Below are 20,068 nucleotides of genomic sequence, written 5' to 3'. Positions count from 1 at the left end.
AATTATAAGGATGTGTGATATTTAAGCCGTTTGTGATTTGTCTGTTTGTTTTTGTATTTGCAGGCTGTGTTGGCGGGCTTACGCCGGCTACCGGTGTGTTAAACGTATATGATGCATATTCTATCTCGCGAGATGAACGCGACATATCCTCCATAACAAAAGATAAATTTATCCAAAGTAAAATCCAAAGTAAAATTTTATTTGCGAGCGGACTTAGCGTGGTTGATATAGAGATCGAGTGCTTTTACGGCGAAGTTTATCTCATCGGCGTAGTTGCTGATGAAAATATGAGACAAAAGCTTATTAATATTGCTAAAAACACCGATGGCGTAAGTAAAATTTACACATATATAAAGATAAAACAAGATAAATATAACTGCGATAGTCTTAAAATTTTTAGTGATTTAAAGACAAATTTATTTAAAGATAGTGTGGTGGAGGGCACAAACGTTAGAGTTAGCGTTGTTGGTTGCGATGTCGTATTTAGTGGAGTTGTAAGTAGTATGGAGCAAGAAAAATACGCTATTTGGTATGCAAAACACATTGACGGAGTTGCCGATGTATATTCGTTTTTAAAACTTTCTCGCTAACCTTTCTTGCTAAAGCTTATAACAAGGCTTGGTAGTATCACTAATGCCCCAAGTAGCATAAACGCCATCACTAGGTCTGTTAGCAGACCAAAATAAATAGTCGGGATAAAGTTGCTTGTTGTCATTACGCTAAAGCCCAAAAACACCGTAAAAGAGGTGTAATACATCGCATATCCTATGCTTGCATGGCTTGCTTTTATGCTTTGTATGATCGGCTTTGTTACTAGTTCTTCGCGAAGACGGTGGACGTAGTGTATGATATCATCAACGCCGATACCGATACTAATCGCCGCTATGGTTATACTCATGACATCAAGCGGTACACCAAGCGTTCCCATTACGCCAAAAAGCGTGCAAAGGGGGATTAAATTTGCCGTAATGGCTATCATTGCAAGTTTTATGCTTTTAAATATAAAGCAAAATACCAAAAATAGTAAAAGTATGGTAAGTGCAAATGTATCCACTTGCGAGCTTATTAAATTTTGAAGCATGTTGTTATAAAGCACCATCATGCCAACGACTTGCACTGTTACATTGTCGTTTTTAACAAGCTCTTTAACACCGCTTTCAAGCTCTTTTAAAAATTCATCGCGGTGTAAATTTTTATCGCTATCAACAACTCTCATGCTAAACCTAAGCTGGTTGTGCTCGACATTAACATAAGGGCTTAGCAGGATGTTTTTGTATTTATCAGGGAGCTCACTATACATCGCAGACAGCAAAAAGTCATCAAGAGTGCCGTTGTTTAGGTCTTTCATGACTTTTATAAGAGTTCCAAGAGAGCTTACATGTCCGATGAAATTTTGTTCTAACAAATGTTCATGTATCTTCTGGGCTATACGCGTGTGATAGCTGTTAAACCAGTATTTTGCATCATTTGCCTGCTGGCTAAACTCATCTTCGAATTCGTCTTTTTCCTCTTTTTCGTCATTTTTTGTCTCCTCTTTGGCTTCGTTAAATGTAACTATAACATCAACGGGTATCGTGCCTCCAAGCTGTGTGTCTATGACTTCCATGCCTTGATATATCTGCGTATCTTTTTTAAAATACCCAATAAAGCTATTTTCTACTCGTAGTTTGCTTATGCCTATAAGTCCAAAAATAATGATAAAAGCACATATAAGATATACCGCTTTGCGTGAGTTTATGGCTAAAGAGGCACACTGTTTTGTAAGATGAAATTTGTTTTCAAATGTCCTAACGGGAGGAAGTTTGCTTAAATTTACAACAACTGAGCCAAATAATAAAAACGCGACTACAAGCGAGATGGCGATACCGGAACTCATCATCACACCAAGCATGATAACAGGCTTTATCTCCGCACTCATTAACGAACTAAAGCCGACTATCGTCGTAAATATCGCCCAAAAAGATGGGCTAAATTTATCTCTTAAAGTAAGATACACAAGCTGCTTTTGACTAAAATTCGGATGTTTTATGAAAAATTCCCTATAACTTACGATGAGGTGTATGACAGTCGATATGGTTATAATAAGCTGAAGGGCAACGTAGTTTGAGCTTATCACAGTTACTTCCCAGCCAAAAAGTCCAAATATACCTGTCGTAAAGATAACGCTTGTGACGCATATAAATACAGGTAAGACAACCCAGCGAATTTGTCTAAAAAACATCCATAGGCTAAAGGCTAGTAGCAACGCCACACTTATGCCGTATATATAAAGGTCTGAGCGCACAAAGCTTATCATATCGTCAGCGATCATGTTTGCTCCGCCTAAAAATAACTTGTGCTCATCACTGTGAAATTTGGCTATCGTTGCTTTTATCTGCTCTAAATTTTCATGCTCTTTGATACGAAGCTCATCTCTGTATCTTTTAAATTCGCCTTTTATCTTTTCAAATTCTTGAAGTTCTTTTGGGTTTAAACCGACTTCCTTTTCTTTTATTAAAAAATCATTTCTTTTGCCTAAAAGCGAGTTAAATTTTTCATCGTCTTTTAGATGTAAAACTATGGCGGTTGTTTTTAGGTCTTGGCTGATTAAATTTTTACTATAAAGCGGACTTGTTTGAAATTCTTGCTTTACTTTGGTTAAATTTATATCCTTATCCGCTAGTGTCGGCGTGTGTTTTAAAATCCCGCTAAGACCGCCCTCTACGCTTTGAAGTAATGGCACGGTAAGTATGGATAAAACTCCATCTATCATGCTGTTTTGCTTTAGCTCGTCGCTTAAATTTTTGATCAGCTCTAAATTTTGTTTATCAAAAAGATCGGTTTTTGGAGTGTAGGCGATGACAAGGAAATTCGGCGAAATGTAACGCTGTGAAATTTTACGCCATGCGTCAAGATCGGGATCGTTTTCGATAAGCAGGGTTTCGGCCGAAGCATCTATGCTAAGCTTGGTGCTAAGATACGCAAACGCAAGACAAGCTATCATCACCGAGGCGATGACAAGCTTGTTGAAATTTAGTATAAATTTAAAAACTCGGCGCATTAATGCTATTTATCGTCTTGGCTTGGTAAATTTGCTTGATTTAGCTTTGTTAAAAGTGTCTCAAAGTCAGCATTATCAAGCATATCGCCAAACTGACTGCGGTAAGTTTGTATGACGCTAACTCCGATGATATCAAGGTCGTAAATCAACCAGCCACGTTCTTTTGCGTCATAAAATTTATATACGAAATCATACGTTTTACCATCGCTTATGAGCTGTGAATTTAGCCAATATCTTGTGGGTTGCGGTCTTGTCGCGTCTTGTATGATGACCTCTTGGTTTGTGTAGCTTAGGAGTTTATCGATGTATGAATTTTTAAGTTTTTGCTCAAAAGCGATATTAAATTTCTCTTGCTCCTCTTTGCTTAACGAGTTATAGCGCTTTGCAAGGCTGATTTTTGCCATTTGTTTATAGTCAAAGAGTGGATCAAAAATTTTAAACAGCTCTTTTGACTTTGTTTCATTGTCAAGTTCGCTGTTTTTTAAAACCTCTATAGCTAAATTTGTTTTTTTGATAACTTCGTCTTTTATCTCATTTTCGTTAATTCCAAAAGCCGAGTTTAAAAATAGACAAATTCCAAGTAAAATTTTATAAAATTTCATTTTATTCCTTTATTAGATGTTCGCGTCTTTGTTCGTATGCGTCACGCAAAAACGGATATAGCTCGACTGCGTCTTTTTTGAGATTTTCATAGGCTAAAGGATCGTGGGAAAACTCATTAAAGTAAGCAAACGTCTTGATACCAAAAGCCGTCCAGTCATCTTCGATGTAGCTTATAGGATTAGCAAAATAATCCCCCGCCATACCTACCATATCTCTTAAATTTGATGGTCCAAGAAGCGGTAAAACCACATGAAAACCGCTCGCGATACCCCAAGTCCCAAGTGTTTGTCCAAAGTCCTCGTCATGTTTTTCAAGACCGTAGTATTTTGCGCCGTCTGTTAGTCCGCCAAAGCCGATTATTGTATTTGCTAAAAACCTAAGCGTCTCTTCGCCGGCATTTTTAAATTTAAATTGGAGTAAATTATTTACAAAACGGATAGGAAACATGAGGTTATCAAAGAAATTTGAAATAACCGTTCTAGTGGTTTTTGGCACGACATAGGCATAGCCTCTGGCTGCCGGGGTTAGCATGTTTACATAGACAAAGTCGTTAAAGCTTGTCATAACACGGTTATATCCGCTAAGAGGGTCAAATGTCGTTGTTTGCGTGCCAAATTCGACATCAAATTCGTCAGTTTCGCTTTGATTTGTATTTGCAAAAAGTAACGCAGCACTAAAAAAAATAGCTAAAATAAATCTCATAAAACGCCCTAAATATTAAATGTAAAACCTTTGATTTTACTCTTTTATAACTTTGAAAAAATTAAATTTCGTTGTTTGGGTTTAAGCTAAAGTATATGTGTTATTTAATATACTTGTGAAATTATTTTTTTATATATTATTTATTTTAAGGGAATTTATGAGGGCAGATATTAGTTTAGAGCTGTTTTTGGGAAATGACATTCAAATTTTAGCAAAGCATATTGAGCTGCTAAAGGCGATACGCGATACTAAAAGCATCACAAAAGCTGCACAGGTGGTTGGAATTTCATACAAAAACGCATGGGATAGCCTTGATGTTATAAATAACAAAAGTCATAAGCCGCTAGTTATCCGTGCTGACGGCAAGAAGAAAAACAGTGGCTCGGAGTTAAGTCAATACGGTCATAAGATGATCGAGCTTTTTGAAACGCTGCTTAATACTCAAAAAGAGTATCTAAACAAAATTTGCCAAAGCATGGATATAGAAGAGCTTGATATCGTAAATCTAGGGCACATGAGTATGAGCCTTAGCGCTAGAAACCAGCTTTCTTGCGAGATCGTAGAGATAAACACAGGTGCGGTAAACACCGAGGTCGTAGCTCGCTTAAATAGCGGGAAAAAACTACATGCAAGTATAACTTGCGAAAGCGAGAAAAATTTAAATTTAAAGGTCGGCAAGAGGGTTATTTTTATATTTAAAGCGCCTTCGGTCATGCTTTGTAGTCTTGATGATGAGCTAAAGCTAAGTGAGACGAATTTGCTAAAAGGCAAGGTTGTATCGGCTAAGATCGGAGCCGTAAATGCCGAGATAACTATGGACATCTCGATGGGGCAAACCATAACCGCTCTCATCTCAAAAGATAGTGCTATGGAGTTTAAGGTAGGTGTCGGAGATGAATTTAATGCTGTAATAAAATCATCACAAATCATAATAGGAGTTTAAAATGAAATTTCTCTCTTCATTAACACTTAGTGCGGTGTTAGCAAGCGCGCTGTTTGGCGGTGAGGTAAATGTATTTGCTGCGGCAAATACGACTTATGCCTTTCCTGAGCTTATAGCCGAGTTTAACAAGGCAAATCCTAAAACCAAGATCAGCGTAACACTTGGGGCTAGTGGAGCTCTTGTAACGCAGATACAAAACTCGGCTCCTGCCGATGTGTTCATGGCTGCAGATATGGACTTTGCAAGAAAGCTTGATGAGAGCGGTTTTAGTGCGACTAGACCGGTTGTTTACGCGCAAGGTGCTTTAGCGATGTTTAGCATTAGAGATGTTGATTTCTCAAAGGGTTTAAATGCGCTTAGCAACCTAAAATCAATCTCTATAGCAAATCCAAACACCGCTCCTTACGGCAAGGCGAGCATAGAGGCTTTAAAAAATGCAAATTTATTTGATAAGGTAGAAAAAAGCATAGTCTACACACAAAAAATTTCAGAAACTCTTTCTCAAGCACTTAGTGCTGCCGATGTCGGTTTTATCGCGGCTAGCGCGCTTTATGATGTAAAGATGTCAAAGTATAAAGAGGGCGTAAACTACGCTTTTGTTGATCCGTCTTTATATACGCCGATCGACCAAGGCATCGTTATAACTAAGCGTGCCGAAAATAACGACGAAGCAAGGGCTTTTTACGACTTTGTGTTAAGCAAGAACGGTGCGGATATCTTTAAGAAATTCGGTTATAACGTGCCAAAGAAATGATAAAAGCTAAAATTTTAAACATAACAACCAAAAATGGAGTTAGCCTGTATAAATTTCAAGCAGCTCAAATTTATCTTTTTATGCTCTCTCTTGATAGGATAGATGGAGTTTTTGAGGGTAGGGATGTGATGTTAAATTTTAAGAGTTCTGACGTGATAATTGCCACAAAAGAGCTTGAAGCTTGTTCGGTTAAAAACAAAATTCCAGCCCTTGTCACTAAAATTTCAGCGGGAGAAATCTTAAGCGCGATTCATTTGAAATTTGATGAATTTGAGTTTGAAAGTATCATTACCGCCGGCTCTTGTAAAGATCTAAATTTAAAGGTTGGTGAGCGAGTTTTTGCCTATGTTAAGTCAACCTCACTTCATATAAGCGAGGTAATATGATAGAAATTTCGTGTAAAAAGGAGCTTAACGGTGCAAATGGAAAGTTCTTGCTGGATGTAAATTTAAACATACAAAAGGGCGAATTTGTCGCACTTTATGGCAAAAGCGGAAGCGGTAAGACCACGATATTGCGTATGCTTGCAGGGTTTGAAACGCCAGATAGCGGCTTTATCAAGGTCGGGGGTCGGACGTTCTTTGATGGGGATATAAATTTGGCTGCTCAAAAGAGAAATATCGGCTTTTTGTTTCAAGACTACGCGCTTTTTGACAATATGAATGTAGTTAAAAATCTACTTTTTGCTAAAAACGACCACGCTTTAGCTAGCAAACTTTTAGAAATTTGCGAGCTTAAAGGGCTTGAAAATGCCTCCATCTCTTCGCTTTCGGGCGGACAAAAGCAACGCGTAGCTCTAGCTCGTGCTGTTATGAGAGAGCCTGAAATTTTACTGCTTGACGAGCCATTAAGTGCGCTTGATAACGATATGCGAGTAAAGCTTCAGGATTATTTGTTGAAATTTCACGAGGAATTTGGCATGAGCGTGGTGCTTGTAAGTCATGACGTGGGTGAAATTTACAAGCTTTGCTCGAAAGTTTTCGTGCTTGAAAATGGCAAAATCATCTCAAGCGGAAGCAGTGCGGAGATATTTTTAAGACAAAGCGGTTCGCAAAAATTTGCATTTAGTGGTAAAGTTTTGGATATAAAGCGTCAAGATGCGATATTCGTGGTTTTGGTTTTGGTCGCAGGACAGCTTTGCGAAGTGGTTTTAAGTGACGCAGAGGCATTAAATTTAAAAGTCGCTGATGAGGTTATCGTAAGCGCGAAGGCTTTTGGTATAAATTTAAAAAAGGTAAAAGATGTTTGATATCGATTTTGAGCCGTTTGTTCTATCGCTTAAACTAGCCTTTGTTTCGACTATCATCCTCTTTTTTATCACGCTTCCACTCTCTTATGTGATGAGCAGGGTTAAATTTAAAACAAAACCACTCTTAGAAGGACTTGTATCGCTTCCGCTAGTGCTTCCGCCAAGTGTGTTGGGCTTTTATCTTTTGATATTTTTATCGCCTTATTCTCCGCTTGGAGGCTTTATCGAGCGTGTTTTTGATGTTAGACTTGTGTTTAACTTCACGGGGCTTGTTGTTGCTAGCTGTATCTACTCGCTTCCGTTTATGTTTTCGCCGCTTTATGCAGGCTTTAACAGCTTAAAGCCTAGTCTTTTTGAGGCAAGTTACTCCCTTGGCAAGGGTAAAATTTCAACGCTTTTTCATGTGGCTTTGCCAAATATAAAGCCAAATTTACTAACAGCTATCGTGGTTAGCTTTGCGCATACGATGGGCGAGTTTGGCGTGGTTTTGCTTATCGGTGGAAGCGTGCAGGGTGAAACAAAGGTCGCTAGTATAGCGATATTTGAGGCGGTTGAAATGCTTGATTATACAAAGGCGCATGTATACGCCGCGCTCATGTTGGCTGTTAGTTTTTGTGTGCTTTTTATGGTTTATTATTTAAATGCAAAACACGCTAAAATAGGCTATAATGGTTAAAATTTAAAGGATAGGTATGAGTAAATTTCCACAAAACATTACGCTAAAAACTCACCAAAATCAAGAATTTGAGCTTTCTAGATTCTGCGAGCTAAACGATTGTGTTTTGATCTTTTATCCAAAAATGGGTCAAAGTGGCAAGGCTCTTGAAGAGGAGTATAAAAACACAAACGGACTTGTGGGCTGCACACCTCAGGGCAAGGCGTATGAGTGCTTGAAGGATGAATTTGAGCTTTTAGGCTTTAGTCTTATCGGCATCGGAACACACGGCGCAGACGAACAGGCTAAATTTAAGAGCGAGATAGAGGCTAGTTATCTGTTTTTAAACGATGAAAATTTCATGCTAGAGGAGGCTTTAGGACTTAAAAGCTTCTACACTCCTGATGGTAAGAAATTTTACTTTCGCCAAACTTTTGTTATAAAAAATGGCGAGATAATAAGTCAAAAAATCGTAACAGACGTCGCAAACGACGCACAAACAACTCTTGAGTTCATCAAAAATTTAAACCGCTAATAGCTTCTTATAAATTTGGCTTTATAACCGTCGTCGTTGTTTGTTGTAAAGCCAAATACTCCAAGCAGGTAAAGTAAATTCAAATGTAAAAATTTTGTGTTAAAATATAAAAAGTAAAACAAAATTGCTTGGAGAACAATATGAGCTTTCAAAATCTGCCACAAGTTGATAAGATATTAAATTTAGAGCGCTTTCATGACGCCGTAAAACCGATACTAAGTGAAATTTCAAGAGAAATTTTAAATGAACAAAGGGAACTTTTAAGGCAGACTTCGTCTTGTCTAAGTAAAGATGAGATAATCGAAAAAATAGCACAAAAATACCGCGAATACGAACAAAGCGGCTTTGTAGGCGTTATAAACGCAACAGGTGTCGTTATACATACAAATTTAGGAAGAAGCGTTATAGATGAGCAAATTTACGACCGGGCAAAAGAGCTTGTTTGCTCTTATTCAAGCTTGGAATATAACTTAAATTTAGGCAAAAGAGGCAACCGCTACGACCACATAAGTCGCCTTTTATCGGCGCTTTTTAACAGCGAAGACGCGCTTATAGTAAATAACAACGCGAGTGCTGTTTTTTTGGTGCTTAACACGTTTGCAAAGGGTGGCGAAACGGTAGTTAGCAGAGGTGAATTAGTAGAGATAGGCGGAAGTTTTAGAGTGCCTGACGTGATGAGCGCTTCTGGAACTAGCCTAAAAGAGATCGGCACTACAAACAAAACAAAGCTGAGTGATTATGAAAATGCCTTAAACGAAAACACAAAAATGCTTTTAAAAGTCCATCGCTCAAATTTTGATATAGTGGGTTTTAGCGAAGATGTTGGCATAGATGAGATAGCTAGGATTGCACGCGAGAAAAATTTGCTTGATTATTACGATCTTGGAAGTGGATATGTGGGCGAGCTGCCTTATAATCTTGGCAAAAACGAACCAAATGTGAGTAAGGTCTTGCAAAGCGGAGTTAGTCTTGTGAGCTTTAGCGGGGATAAGCTTTTTGGCTCAGTTCAGTGCGGCGTGATCTTGGGTAAAAAGGAGCTTATCGCAAAACTTCGTAAAAACCAGCTTTTAAGAATGCTTCGCGTGGATAAAGTCATCATCTCTTTGCTTTGTGAAAGCATAAAGGCTTATATAAATAAAGAATTTACCCTAATCCCTACCGTAAATCAACTTTATAAAAGCACTCATGAGCTTGAAATTTTAGCAAATGTTATAAATAAAAGCTTGAAAAAAGAGCTTGAAATTTATCACACAAGTACCTTTGTGGGCGGCGGAACTATGCCAAATAAAAACATACCTAGCGTTGCTTTGTGTTTTGAGGGTGATGCCATGCAAAATGAGGCTAAATTTCGTGCTAAACGCGTGATAGGACGTATAGAAAATGATAAATTTATACTTGATCTTAGAAGTGTTTTAGATAAGGATGTTAATAGACTAATCAAAATAATAAACGAGGTAGCAAAATGAGCGTGATAATCGGCACCGCAGGACATATTGACCACGGTAAAACAGCTCTCATCAAGGCTTTAAACGGCTTTGAAGGCGATAGAATGAAGCAAGAAAAAGAGCGAGGTATCACGATAGATCTCAGCTTTTCAAATTTAAAAAGAGGCGATGAAAATATCGCTTTTATCGATGTTCCGGGACACGAAAACTTGGTTAAAACCATGATAAGTGGTGCGTTTGGCTTTGATGCGTGCTTGCTTGTAGTAGCTGCGAATGACGGTATAATGCCGCAAACCAAAGAACACATAAATGTCTTAAATTTACTTGGCGTAAATTCCATTGTTGTTGCAATTAGCAAGAGTGATCTTGTAAGTAGGACCGAGCTTTTGGAACGTGAACATGAAATTCATGAGTATATAGCCGGGTTTAAAAATTTACAAATTCTTGAAGTTTTTCACACAAGCATAAAAGATGAAAATAGCATAAATGAACTTAGAAATTATCTCTTTAACATAAAGCCAAAAATTCGCCCCGTAGACGGTGTTTTTCGCTACTATATAGACCGTGTTTTTAGTATAAAAGGCGTTGGGTCTGTTGTAACAGGAAGTGTTATCGAAGGAAGCGTGCGTAAGAATGAAAAAGTCTTTAACTACGATCTTGGCAAAGAGCTTACGGTAAGAAGTGTGCAAGTGCATGATAGCTTTGTAGAGAGTGAGCAAGCTAGCAACCGTGTGGCGTTAAATTTAACGGGTGCAGAGCTAAGTGAGCTTAAAAAGGGACAGTTGTTAAGCAAAAAGGGCTTTTTTAGAGGATTTTTAGAGGCAGATGCTGTAGTTTTTAGCGAAAGTTTATCGCATAATGAAAATGTAACTTTTTGCGTAGGAAGCAAACAATGCGCCGCAAAAGCACTTATCTTAAGTAAAGAAAACGGAAGTATATTTGCTACATTTAAATTTGATAAAGAGATGTTTTTGAAATTTAATGAGCCGTTTGTTTTGATAGCAAATGCGCGTGTTATAGGTGGTGGACGTGTGTTAAACCCTATCAGCGAGCCTATGAAAAAGCAAGGTAAAGTTCTCTTTTTAAATGCTTTAAATAAATTTGACTTTAAAACCGCATTTGAAATTTTAAAAGATACGCATAAAAACGGCTTTGGTATCATAAGCGCATTTCAGCGCTTTGGACTAACACACGAAGAGGCGATAAATATCGCAAAGAGTTTAAAAAACGCATTTGTCGATGAGGCTATGTTAAATATCTATGATATATCGGCAATAGAGCGTGTAAAAGGCTTTACAAAATTTATCCTTGAGAAAAACCAATTTGCGATATTTTCTCCGGCTAGTATATCGCTTAAGCTCGGTTGGGCGAGCGAGAAGCTCGTGGTTACGGCTTTAAACGAGCTTGAAGAGGCTAGGCTTATAACAAAAAATGACGGTGTTTATACAAAAACAGGAGTTGATCTTAGTGAGTTAAAAGTCAGGCTAGAGGATGAAATTTATAAAATTTTAGATAGCGCCAAGCTTGCTCCCGATGCTCCTTATAATATTTACGATGAGCTTGAAGTCGATAGAGTAAGCGGTGATAACGCCTTAAAAAAACTGACCTCGCAAGGTCGTGTTGCACGTTTGGCGCATAATCTTTTTGTCACAACAAAAGCACTTGAAGAAGCTGAGGTTAAACTTAGAGATATAATCAAAGAGCAAGGTCTTGTTAATGTTCAAAATGCAAAAGATAGGCTAGGACTAAGCAGAAAATACATCATCGCATATCTTGAACATCTTGATCGTTCAAACGATATCATAAAAGATGGCATGAACCGCATGTTAAAGTCATGATTTAACTATTGTTTGAAAATATTTTTATATAATCGCAAGAAATCAATTTTAAGGATAGAAATGAAAAAGATAATACTTACAAGCGTTATTGCGGCAAGTTCGATGTTTGCTGTTACAAATGATCAAATTTTAGGTTTTTACAACCAAATCATCCCACAAGGAGTAAGCGCTGAGATAGTTTCTCGCGAAAAGCTTGAAAATCACCCCGACTTTGAAGGCGTTATTATAAAACTAAGCGACGGAAAAGTAAGCGAAAATGAGATAGTGTTTACTCAAGGCGATCTGCTTTTGCCCGACGTTCTTGACCTAAAGACAGGTAAAAGCTATAAAAACGACTTTAAAGAGAAGATGCTAGTTGGCAAACTTGCTGAAGTTTATAACTCTGAAAAGAGCGAAAATATCATAAAAATCGGCAACGATAGCAAAAAGCCTACAAAGGTTGTATTTAGTGATCCTGAGTGCCCTTACTGCAGAAATGAGCTTGCAAATATAGAGAAAGTCCTTGAAAAAGAAAATTTAAAAATCATCCTAACTCCTGTGCATGATAGAAGCGCGCTTGAGAAAAGTTATCTAGCTTATAAGGATACAAAAACAGCAAAAAGCGATAGCGAAAAGGTTAAAATCCTAAGAAAATACTTCGCCGAAAAATTTGAAGTTCCTGCAAAAAGCGTAACTGACGAGCAGGTTGCAAAAATGGACGAACTAAGGAAAAAATACTTAAGTGCAGGACTTAGAAGCGTTCCGTTTTATATAGACGAAGCAGCACTTACTAAAAAATAACACTCAAGCCTTGTTTTAAGGCTTGAAATTTAATTTTGCGGCGCGATTTAAAAAGATAAAAAGAGCTTTTTTCTCTTTTGCGCCGATCTTATAACTTATAAAATTTAAATACCACTTTATATCGTTTTGGCTAATTTCTCTTGTTTTTGCATATTGGGCTAATATATAGTTTGGAATTTTAACCTTTTGGCGTAAGAAATTCTTGGTAAGTTTTTCATACATCTTGCCATCTTTTCTATAGCAAAAACGAGCAAATACAAACGGCAGGTTGGTCTTTTTGTGCCATGCGCTAGCCATGTCGTGAAATTTATCTTCACCTTCGTTTAGATAGGCTTTTAGTGCACGATCCCCTATGATCACCTCGCCTTGTAGTCCTAAAACCTTACTTAGCATGTTTGAGCTAGCACTGGCATTGTCAAGGCTTGAGGTGCTATTTTTGCGCACTAAAACGCTTTTAACATCATTTTTGGCAACTATGCCTAGGTCTAGTTTTTTATAAATTTTTCTTCGGCTCTCTACGCTTGAGATCACAGCTGCATCTATGCGGTTCTTACGAAGTGCCAAGTTTAGCTTACTTGGCACACCTTTTTTAAATTCTATACTTTTTTTTACGTAGCTCTTAAGCGGGCTACGTTTTAAAAAGACATGAAATGGTAGTAAATTAAGATAGTCGATCTTGCCAAATATCAAATTCTACTCTTCCTCTTCGTCTATTTCATTTTTGAGTAGTTTTATGTATTTTTGCGCTAAAAATCCAAATTTCTCACTATCTATATTCGATAAAACATCATCGACGATAAAGACTTTATTAAACACCATGCCGCAGTAATTCGCGGTTAGGTTAAGAGGTAATAAAATTTCTTCTACCGAGTGTTTTATGCTGCCTTCTCTTGAGTATTTGTCTATCGAACTTCCCGTGCTTACGACGATTTGAAGCTCTTTGCCTACAAGAGCGTTGCCGTCAGAACCATAAGCCCAGCCGTGAGTGAAAATTTCGTCAATATATGCTTTTAAAAGAGGCGGAACACTAAACCAAAACATAGGAAACTGAAGCACAATACGATCCGCTTCCTCTATTAAAGAGTGCTCAAGGGCAACATCAAAATTTCTGGTATTAGTGCCGTAGATATCCTCAAGATGACGAATTTTTACGTCAGGCACCTCTTTTGCTGCATTTAGTAGAAATTTATTGGCTTTTGAATTTTCAAAATACGGGTGTGAAGCTATGATAAGTGTTTTCATTGCACTCTCCTTTTGTGGTTTTAGTAATTATACAGTGAATTTAAACTTAAACACCTTAAATTCGAGCGGTTGGTAATATTTGGTAGGTTTTAGTAAGATATTGAGTTTGTAAATTTAAAGCTTTCTGATTTATAAAAAACGAAAAGCTTTAAATTTTTAATTACGAAAGTGTGTTAAATACTCTATCTCCGGCATCGCCAAGCCCAGGAACTATGTAGTTTTTCTCGTTTAATCTCTCGTCAATTGCAGCCGTATAAACCTCGACGTCAGGATAAATTTCATTAAAACGAGCTAAGCCCTCGGGAGCCGCTATGATGGATATAAATTTTATATTTTTTACACCCTTATCTTTTAGAAATTTGACAGCATCTATCGCTGTGCCACCTGTGGCAAACATCGGATCTATGATAATAGCCATGCGTGAAGATGCGTCAGGCGGAAGCTTTGCGTAGAAGAATTCGGCTTGCGCGGTTTCTTCGTTTCTTTGAAATCCCAAAAAACCTACCGCAGCATCCGGGATGATGGTAAATACGCTATCAAGCATGCCAAGTGCTGCACGCAAGATAGGGCATATCATGATCTTAGTGGCTAGTTTTTTAGCTTTTGTCTTTGCAACCGGTGTTTGCACCTCGATCTCGCGTAAAGCAAGATCTCTTGTTGCTTCAAAGATCATTAGGTGGCTAATCTCATCAACTATCATACGAAATTGAAATGGTTCAGTTTTTTTATCTCGTAATATTGATAGTTTGTGCTCGATTAGCGGGTGAGATATAAGTTTGATGTTATTTTTATCTATTTGATGAGCCATTTGCTTTCCTTATTTGGTTTTTACGGAGCTTTTACGCCCCGTAAAATTTACATTAAAATATACCTTCTGCAAGTTTTTTAGTATAAGCTTTTACGTCAAAGTCTTTAACTCTTGCTACTCCGTCATTTACGGCAGCTTGTGCTACTGCTGGAGCAACGGCTGTTAAAACGCGCTTATCAAAAGGTTTTGGTATGATGTAGTCTCTACCAAATTTTAGCTCTTTTACACCAAATGCAGCGCAAACATCAGCAGGAACAGGCTCTTTTGCTAGATTAGCAAGTGCTTTTGCGGCTGCCATTTTCATGTTTTCGGTGATCTTTTTAGCTCTCACGTCAAGCGCGCCACGGAAGATAAATGGAAAGCCAAGGACATTGTTTACTTGGTTTGGATAGTCGCTTCTTCCTGTTCCCATCATGACATCACTTCTAACCTCTGCAACTTCTTCAGGGAAAATTTCAGGAGTAGGGTTGGCAAGAGCAAATATTATCGGCTCTGCATTCATAGAGGCAACCATCTCTTTTGTAAGTACGCCCGGTTTTGATAGACCTAAAAACATATCAGCGCCTCTCATTGCATCCGCAAGTGTTCTGTCGTCAGTTTTTAGTGCAAACTCTATCTTTTCAGGAGTTAGATCGGTTCTTTCGCTATGGATAACACCCTTGCTATCACACATTACGATATGCTTTGCGCCAAGAGCTTTATACATTTTAGCGCAAGCTATTCCTGCGGCTCCGGCACCGCTAACTACGATCTTGATTTTAGAAATATCTTTGCCTGAAATTTCCATAGCATTTATCATGCCTGCACTTGTTATCATCGCGGTTCCGTGTTGATCGTCGTGCATTACAGGGATATCAACCGCTTCTTGAAGTTTACGCTCTATCTCAAAACATTTTGGAGCGCGAATGTCTTCTAAATTTATACCGCCAAATGTCGGTGAAAGTGCTTTACAAATCTCGACGATTTTATCCGGATCGTTTTCATCAAGCTCGATATCAAAAGCATCGACATTTGCAAATTTTTTAAATAAAACAGCTTTACCTTCCATTACAGGCTTGCCTGCTACTGCTCCTATGTCACCAAGACCAAGAACTGCTGTTCCATCTGTGATAACGGCTACAAGGTTGCCTTTGTTTGTGTATTTGTAAGCTAATTCGTTATCAGCTTCTATCTCGCGGCATGGCTCGGCAACACCCGGTGTGTATGCCATAGATAGATCGCGTGCGCTTTCGCAAGGTGTCTTAACGCTAATAGCGATCTTACCGCCTAAGTGGTATGCTAATGCTTCTTCTTTTGTAACTTTACTCATTTTTTCTCCTTAATTTAAAATTTTTGTTATTCTGTTTTTTGTTTCGGTACTTCCAAGCACTTCTAATACTTCAAATATACCGGGACTCACGCTATTACCTGTTAGTGCCACTCTAAGTGCTTGTGCTAGGTCTTTTAGTTTTACCTCGTTAGCTTGCAAGAACTCGTTTGTTAGCGTTTCATAGCCTTTTGCGTCTAAATTTAATGTCAAAATTTCACTAAATTTAGCCAGTATCTCTTTTGTTTGCACGGTTATAAATTTATCATAAGCTTTTTGATCATATTCTGTTGGTGCATTTATGATAGAATTCGCCGCTTTTGACATGTCTATTAGGGTTTTTGAACGCTCTCTTAGGATGTTTAGCAACAATTCGCCTTTTGCGTGAGAGTTAAAATCAACGCCAAATTCTTTCATTTCTTTAGCTAAGCGCTCGTAAGGCAATGTCTTAATATAATGCGCGTTTAGCCAGTCAAGTTTTTGGGCGTTATATGTGCTTGATGATTTATTTATATTATGCGGATCGAAAAATTTAAGCATATCGTCCATGTTAAAAATTTCATCATCGCCGTGACTCCAACCAAGACGCACAAGGAAATTTAAAAGCGCTTCAGGCAGATAACCCATGTGTTTGTATTCCATTACGTCGGTTGCACCGTGGCGCTTGCTTAGTTTTTTGCCGTCTTCTCCGTTTATCATAGCTACATGGAAAAATTCCGGTTTTTTAAAGCCAAGAGCGTCGTAAAGAACGATTTGTTTTGGTGTATTTGAAAGGTGATCATCGCCGCGTATAACGTGAGTTACACCCATTAAAGCATCATCTATGACAACTGTAAAATTATATGTTGGCGTGCCGTCGCTTCTGGCGATGATAAAGTCGTCAAGTATGTCTTCGACTTTAAATTTCACCTCTCCTTTGATGCCGTCTTTTATAACTATTTCTCCCTCCATAGGAGCTTTTATGCGAATAACAGGCTCAATTCCGGCGGGTGGAGTTCCTGTAAAGTCGCGGTAGCGGTTGTCGTATTTTGGGCGTTCTTTACGAGCTTCTTGCTGGGCGCGTAGCTCATCAAGTTCTTCCTTGCTCATATAGCATTTATACGCCTTGCCTTCATCAAGTAGCTTTTTAACATACTCCTTGTATACATCAAAGCGCTTTGACTGATATGTAACCTCGCCGTCATAATCAAGCCCACACCAGTCAAACGCCTCGCGTATGGCGATCGTTGCTTCTTCGGAGTTGCGTTTTAGGTCGGTATCTTCTATGCGAAGTAAAAATTTACCACCGTTAGCTCTGGCATACAAATAACTATAAAGCGCCGTTCGAAGACCACCGATATGCAAATACCCTGTCGGAGAGGGCGCAAATCTAGTAACTATCATCGTTTTACCTTAAAAAATTTTTATGTTATAATTGGATAAAATTATATTTATTAATTACTTAAACAAAGGTTTTGTCATGTTTAAAAGAGCTATTTTTGCTTCTTTAGTGTGTGGAATTTGCCTAAATGCGCAGATGGTTAACGGTATCGCAGCTATCGTAGAAAACGAGCCGATAACGCTCTTTGAAGTTTATAAGATAAAAGAGCAGTTTAATACCGATGAAAGACAGGCTTTAAATTTACTTATTAGAGACCGTTTGGAGCAAGCAGAGATAAAAAATTTATCAATTAGCGCCTCGGCATTTGAGATAAAAGAGAGAATCGACGCTATTATCGCTCAAAACAAAATGACAAATTCGCAATTTTTAAACTCACTTGCTGCAGAAGGCATAAGCTATAGCGACTTTAAAAATGATATAGAAAAGAAGCTTTTACAAGAAAAGCTTTATAAGCGCATATCTTCTGAAGTAGGTAAAAATTTAACACCTGAGCAAGCAAGAGCGTATTATGAGGCAAATAAACATCAATTTAGCGTATTTCAAAATGCAGAAGTTACGATATTTAGAGCAAATAGCGAAAAACAACTGCAAGATCAGCAAAGCAGCAAAAAGACACTAAAAGGCGTAGAGGCACAAAAAATTTCTTTTGATTACTCAAGGATAGATCCGCGCTTAGCAGCAATAATCGCCAATACACAAGTTGGTCAATATACTCAAATTTTAGCCAGACAAGGTGGCTTTGACATGTTTTTGGTTGAAAACAAAATCGGCGAATACACTCCAAGCTTTGAGCAAATTCAAGAGCAGATCATGAACTCTCTCTACGAGTCTGAACAACAAAAAGTTATGCAAGACTACTTTGAAAAACTTCGCGCAAAAGCAAAAATCAATATAATCAGATAAATTTTTTATGGGCTAAATTCAAATTTAGCCCATAAGTGACATATTAATGTCTTGAAAGATAGTTTGTGTCGTAGTTGTTGTTTATGAAGTCTGGGTTATCCATCATTGCGATGTGGAAATCACGAGTTGTTTTTATCCCTTGGATAACAAGTTGCTCAAGCGCTACTTTCATCTTATGGATGGCTCTATTTCTATCCTCATCCCAAACTATAAGCTTGCCTATCATACTGTCATAAAACGGCGGTATAGAGTAGTCTTGATAGATATGACTATCCATGCGCACATTGCGTCCACCTGGGCAGACGTATTTTGTGATCTTGCCTGGACATGGAGTAAAGCTGTTTGGATCTTCGGCTGTTATACGGCATTCGATCGCATGACCTCTTAACTGTATGCTGTCTTGGCTAGGTAGTGCCTCGCCTTGCGCTACTCTTATCATCCATTCAATAATATCAAGTCCGCTTACCATCTCACTTACGCAGTGTTCAACTTGCAAGCGTGTGTTCATTTCGATAAAGTAAAAATTCAAATTTTTATCTACTAAAAATTCAAACGTTCCCGCACCCTCGTATCCTATCGCTTTTGCTGCGCGAATGGCGGTTTCGTGAAGTTTTTTTCGTATCTCGTCGCTAAGTAAGATCGCGGGGCTTTCTTCTATTAGCTTTTGATGGCGGCGTTGCATAGAGCAGTCGCGCTCGCCGATGTGTAGGACATTACCATGGCTATCGCCGATGATCTGAACTTCAATGTGGCGTGGATTTAGGATGTATTTTTCCATATACATCGTTCCATCACCAAATGCACTCATTGCCTCGCTTTCGGCAGACCAAAATGCCTTTTCAAGATCTTCTTCTTTTTCGACCACGCGCATTCCGCGACCACCACCGCCCGCAGCTGCTTTTAGTATAACAGGATAGCCGATCTTTTTAGCTAAATCTTTGGCAAATTTTATATCTTTGATAGCACCGTCAGATCCAGGGATAACAGGCACGCCTGCGCGTTGCATCATCTGTTTTGCTTTACTTTTATCACTCATTAAGGCCATAGCCTCAACGCTTGGTCCTATAAATTTTATTTTATGATGTGAGCAAATTTCAACGAAATTTTGGTTTTCACTTAAGAAGCCATATCCAGGAAATATCGCGTCTGCTCCGCTAATTTCGGCAGCTGAAATAATCGCAGGTATGTTTAAATAGCTGTCGCTTGATCGAGGTGCACCGATGCAAATTGAAGCATCTGCGTATTTAACATAAAGTGCGTCTTGATCGGCGGTTGAGTGAACCACGATCGCCTCTTTGCCCATCTCCTTTATCGTTCGCAAAGCTCTGAGTGCGATTTCGCCTCGGTTTGCGATTAAAACTTTTTTGATTTGCATTAAATCTTCTCCACGCCAAATAACGGCATAGCAAATTCGACAGGCTGTCCGTCTGCAACAAGTGCTTCTGTTATTTGACAATCAAATTCAGCCTCTATCTCATTCATGATCTTCATTGCTTCGATTATACCGATGACATCACCTTTGCGAACTCTTTGTCCGACTTTTACAAATGGAGCTGCGCCTGGACTTGGAGCTGCGTAAAATGTACCTACCATAGGTGAATTTATCGTATTTTTAGGTGTATTAGATGTTTTTACTTCAGAGCTTACTACAACATTTACCGGAGTTGGAGCCGGAGCTATTGGAGCAGGGGTTGGCTTAGGTAGTTCGCAGCAGTCTGCAAATTTCTCAAGTTCGATCTCGAAATCCCCATCTTTTATCTTGATCTTATTCATATCCATTTCGTTGAAAAATTCAATTAATTCCTTGATGTCTTCTTTTTTCATAAAATTCTCCTAAAAATTTTAAATAATTTATATTGTATCAAAATTTTACTAATAAACAGC

The 20,068-nt window shown here is 38.3% G+C and carries 21 protein-coding genes; 11 read left to right on the top strand and 10 right to left on the bottom strand.

The annotated features are described in order from the left end of the window. Positions 1–14: 14 nt before the first annotated feature. A complete protein-coding gene (locus CCAL5182_RS03455) occupies positions 15–590 on the top strand; it encodes a BON domain-containing protein (RefSeq protein WP_442862138.1) in 576 nt (191 codons plus the stop codon). On the opposite strand, the gene CCAL5182_RS03450 is transcribed toward CCAL5182_RS03455, so the two are convergent. From CCAL5182_RS03450 to CCAL5182_RS03440, 3 genes are read right to left on the bottom strand one after another with little or no spacing between them, the layout of a single operon-like run. Then, on the bottom strand, positions 587–3,040 hold the full coding sequence (locus CCAL5182_RS03450) for an efflux RND transporter permease subunit (protein ID WP_336610262.1): 2,454 nt from the start codon (positions 3,038–3,040) through the stop codon (positions 587–589). The genes CCAL5182_RS03455 and CCAL5182_RS03450 overlap by 4 nt on opposite strands. A 5-nt stretch (positions 3,041–3,045) precedes the next feature. Further along, entirely contained in the window at positions 3,046–3,642 is a 597-nt protein-coding gene (locus CCAL5182_RS03445; protein WP_169999908.1) for an MlaC/ttg2D family ABC transporter substrate-binding protein, read from the bottom strand. Between the two features lies 1 nt (position 3,643). Next, complete coding sequence (locus tag CCAL5182_RS03440) at positions 3,644–4,345, bottom strand: MlaA family lipoprotein (protein ID WP_169936893.1); 702 nt, start codon at positions 4,343–4,345, stop codon at positions 3,644–3,646. 157 nt (positions 4,346–4,502) lie between these two features. Between CCAL5182_RS03440 and CCAL5182_RS03435 the strand changes: the two genes are divergently transcribed. The 9 genes from CCAL5182_RS03435 to CCAL5182_RS03395 all read left to right on the top strand — a co-directional run bounded on the left by CCAL5182_RS03435 (position 4,503) and on the right by CCAL5182_RS03395 (position 12,544). Beyond that, a complete protein-coding gene (locus CCAL5182_RS03435) occupies positions 4,503–5,288 on the top strand; it encodes a TOBE domain-containing protein (protein ID WP_336610261.1) in 786 nt (261 codons plus the stop codon). 1 nt (position 5,289) lies between these two features. Then, entirely contained in the window at positions 5,290–6,042 is a 753-nt protein-coding gene (gene modA / locus CCAL5182_RS03430; RefSeq protein ID WP_169999906.1) for a molybdate ABC transporter substrate-binding protein, read from the top strand. After that, positions 6,039–6,428, top strand: coding sequence for a TOBE domain-containing protein (locus CCAL5182_RS03425; protein WP_169972019.1), 390 nt, complete (start codon positions 6,039–6,041; stop codon positions 6,426–6,428). Before modA ends, CCAL5182_RS03425 begins: the two co-directional genes overlap by 4 nt. Further along, positions 6,425–7,291, top strand: coding sequence for a sulfate/molybdate ABC transporter ATP-binding protein (locus CCAL5182_RS03420; RefSeq protein WP_336610260.1), 867 nt, complete (start codon positions 6,425–6,427; stop codon positions 7,289–7,291). The genes CCAL5182_RS03425 and CCAL5182_RS03420 overlap by 4 nt, the downstream gene beginning before the upstream one ends. Next, positions 7,284–7,967, top strand: a complete 684-nt coding sequence (modB, locus tag CCAL5182_RS03415) for a molybdate ABC transporter permease subunit (protein WP_336610259.1) — start codon at positions 7,284–7,286, stop codon at positions 7,965–7,967. Before CCAL5182_RS03420 ends, modB begins: the two co-directional genes overlap by 8 nt. 16 nt (positions 7,968–7,983) lie before the next feature. Further along, positions 7,984–8,481 (top strand): redoxin domain-containing protein, encoded by a 498-nt coding sequence (locus CCAL5182_RS03410; protein WP_169972016.1) that lies wholly within the window; start codon positions 7,984–7,986, stop codon positions 8,479–8,481. A 140-nt stretch (positions 8,482–8,621) separates the two neighbouring features. Beyond that, a complete protein-coding gene (selA, locus tag CCAL5182_RS03405; RefSeq protein ID WP_169999904.1) occupies positions 8,622–9,947 on the top strand; it encodes an L-seryl-tRNA(Sec) selenium transferase in 1,326 nt (441 codons plus the stop codon). Beyond that, positions 9,944–11,764 (top strand): selenocysteine-specific translation elongation factor, encoded by a 1,821-nt coding sequence (gene selB, locus CCAL5182_RS03400; protein WP_336610258.1) that lies wholly within the window; start codon positions 9,944–9,946, stop codon positions 11,762–11,764. The genes selA and selB overlap by 4 nt, the downstream gene beginning before the upstream one ends. Before the next feature lie 60 nt (positions 11,765–11,824). After that, the gene (locus tag CCAL5182_RS03395) at positions 11,825–12,544 is read left to right on the top strand and encodes a thioredoxin domain-containing protein (protein WP_169936874.1); all 720 of its coding nucleotides are present in this window, start codon (positions 11,825–11,827) and stop codon (positions 12,542–12,544) included. 15 nt (positions 12,545–12,559) lie between these two features. Here CCAL5182_RS03395 and CCAL5182_RS03390 read toward each other — a convergent pair whose 3' ends face one another. The 5 genes from CCAL5182_RS03390 to gltX form a co-directional block, all read right to left on the bottom strand. Then, positions 12,560–13,234, bottom strand: coding sequence for an MqnA/MqnD/SBP family protein (locus tag CCAL5182_RS03390; RefSeq protein ID WP_169936872.1), 675 nt, complete (start codon positions 13,232–13,234; stop codon positions 12,560–12,562). A 3-nt stretch (positions 13,235–13,237) separates the two neighbouring features. Further along, a complete protein-coding gene (locus CCAL5182_RS03385; protein ID WP_169936870.1) occupies positions 13,238–13,786 on the bottom strand; it encodes an NAD(P)H-dependent oxidoreductase in 549 nt (182 codons plus the stop codon). Positions 13,787–13,946: 160 nt separating this feature from the next. After that, entirely contained in the window at positions 13,947–14,594 is a 648-nt protein-coding gene (gene upp, locus CCAL5182_RS03380; protein WP_169936868.1) for a uracil phosphoribosyltransferase, read from the bottom strand. 52 nt (positions 14,595–14,646) lie between these two features. Further along, positions 14,647–15,903 (bottom strand): malic enzyme-like NAD(P)-binding protein, encoded by a 1,257-nt coding sequence (locus CCAL5182_RS03375; protein ID WP_336610257.1) that lies wholly within the window; start codon positions 15,901–15,903, stop codon positions 14,647–14,649. 9 nt (positions 15,904–15,912) lie between these two features. After that, a complete protein-coding gene (gltX, locus tag CCAL5182_RS03370) occupies positions 15,913–17,283 on the bottom strand; it encodes a glutamate--tRNA ligase (RefSeq protein ID WP_336610256.1) in 1,371 nt (456 codons plus the stop codon). A 76-nt stretch (positions 17,284–17,359) separates the two neighbouring features. On the opposite strand from gltX, the gene CCAL5182_RS03365 reads away from it, so the two are divergent. Next, complete coding sequence (locus tag CCAL5182_RS03365) at positions 17,360–18,184, top strand: peptidylprolyl isomerase (protein WP_169936862.1); 825 nt, start codon at positions 17,360–17,362, stop codon at positions 18,182–18,184. Positions 18,185–18,227: 43 nt separating this feature from the next. Here CCAL5182_RS03365 and CCAL5182_RS03360 read toward each other — a convergent pair whose 3' ends face one another. After that, positions 18,228–19,559, bottom strand: a complete 1,332-nt coding sequence (locus CCAL5182_RS03360; protein ID WP_336610255.1) for an acetyl-CoA carboxylase biotin carboxylase subunit — start codon at positions 19,557–19,559, stop codon at positions 18,228–18,230. Beyond that, complete coding sequence (accB, locus tag CCAL5182_RS03355) at positions 19,559–20,008, bottom strand: acetyl-CoA carboxylase biotin carboxyl carrier protein (RefSeq protein ID WP_169936857.1); 450 nt, start codon at positions 20,006–20,008, stop codon at positions 19,559–19,561. Before accB ends, CCAL5182_RS03360 begins: the two co-directional genes overlap by 1 nt. Between the last annotated feature and the right edge of the window lie 60 nt (positions 20,009–20,068).

It is taken from the genome of Campylobacter sp. 7477a (genome assembly GCF_014892335.1).
Taxonomy (GTDB): domain Bacteria; phylum Campylobacterota; class Campylobacteria; order Campylobacterales; family Campylobacteraceae; genus Campylobacter_A; species Campylobacter_A californiensis.
This window is presented reverse-complemented; position numbering and strand designations above follow the sequence as displayed.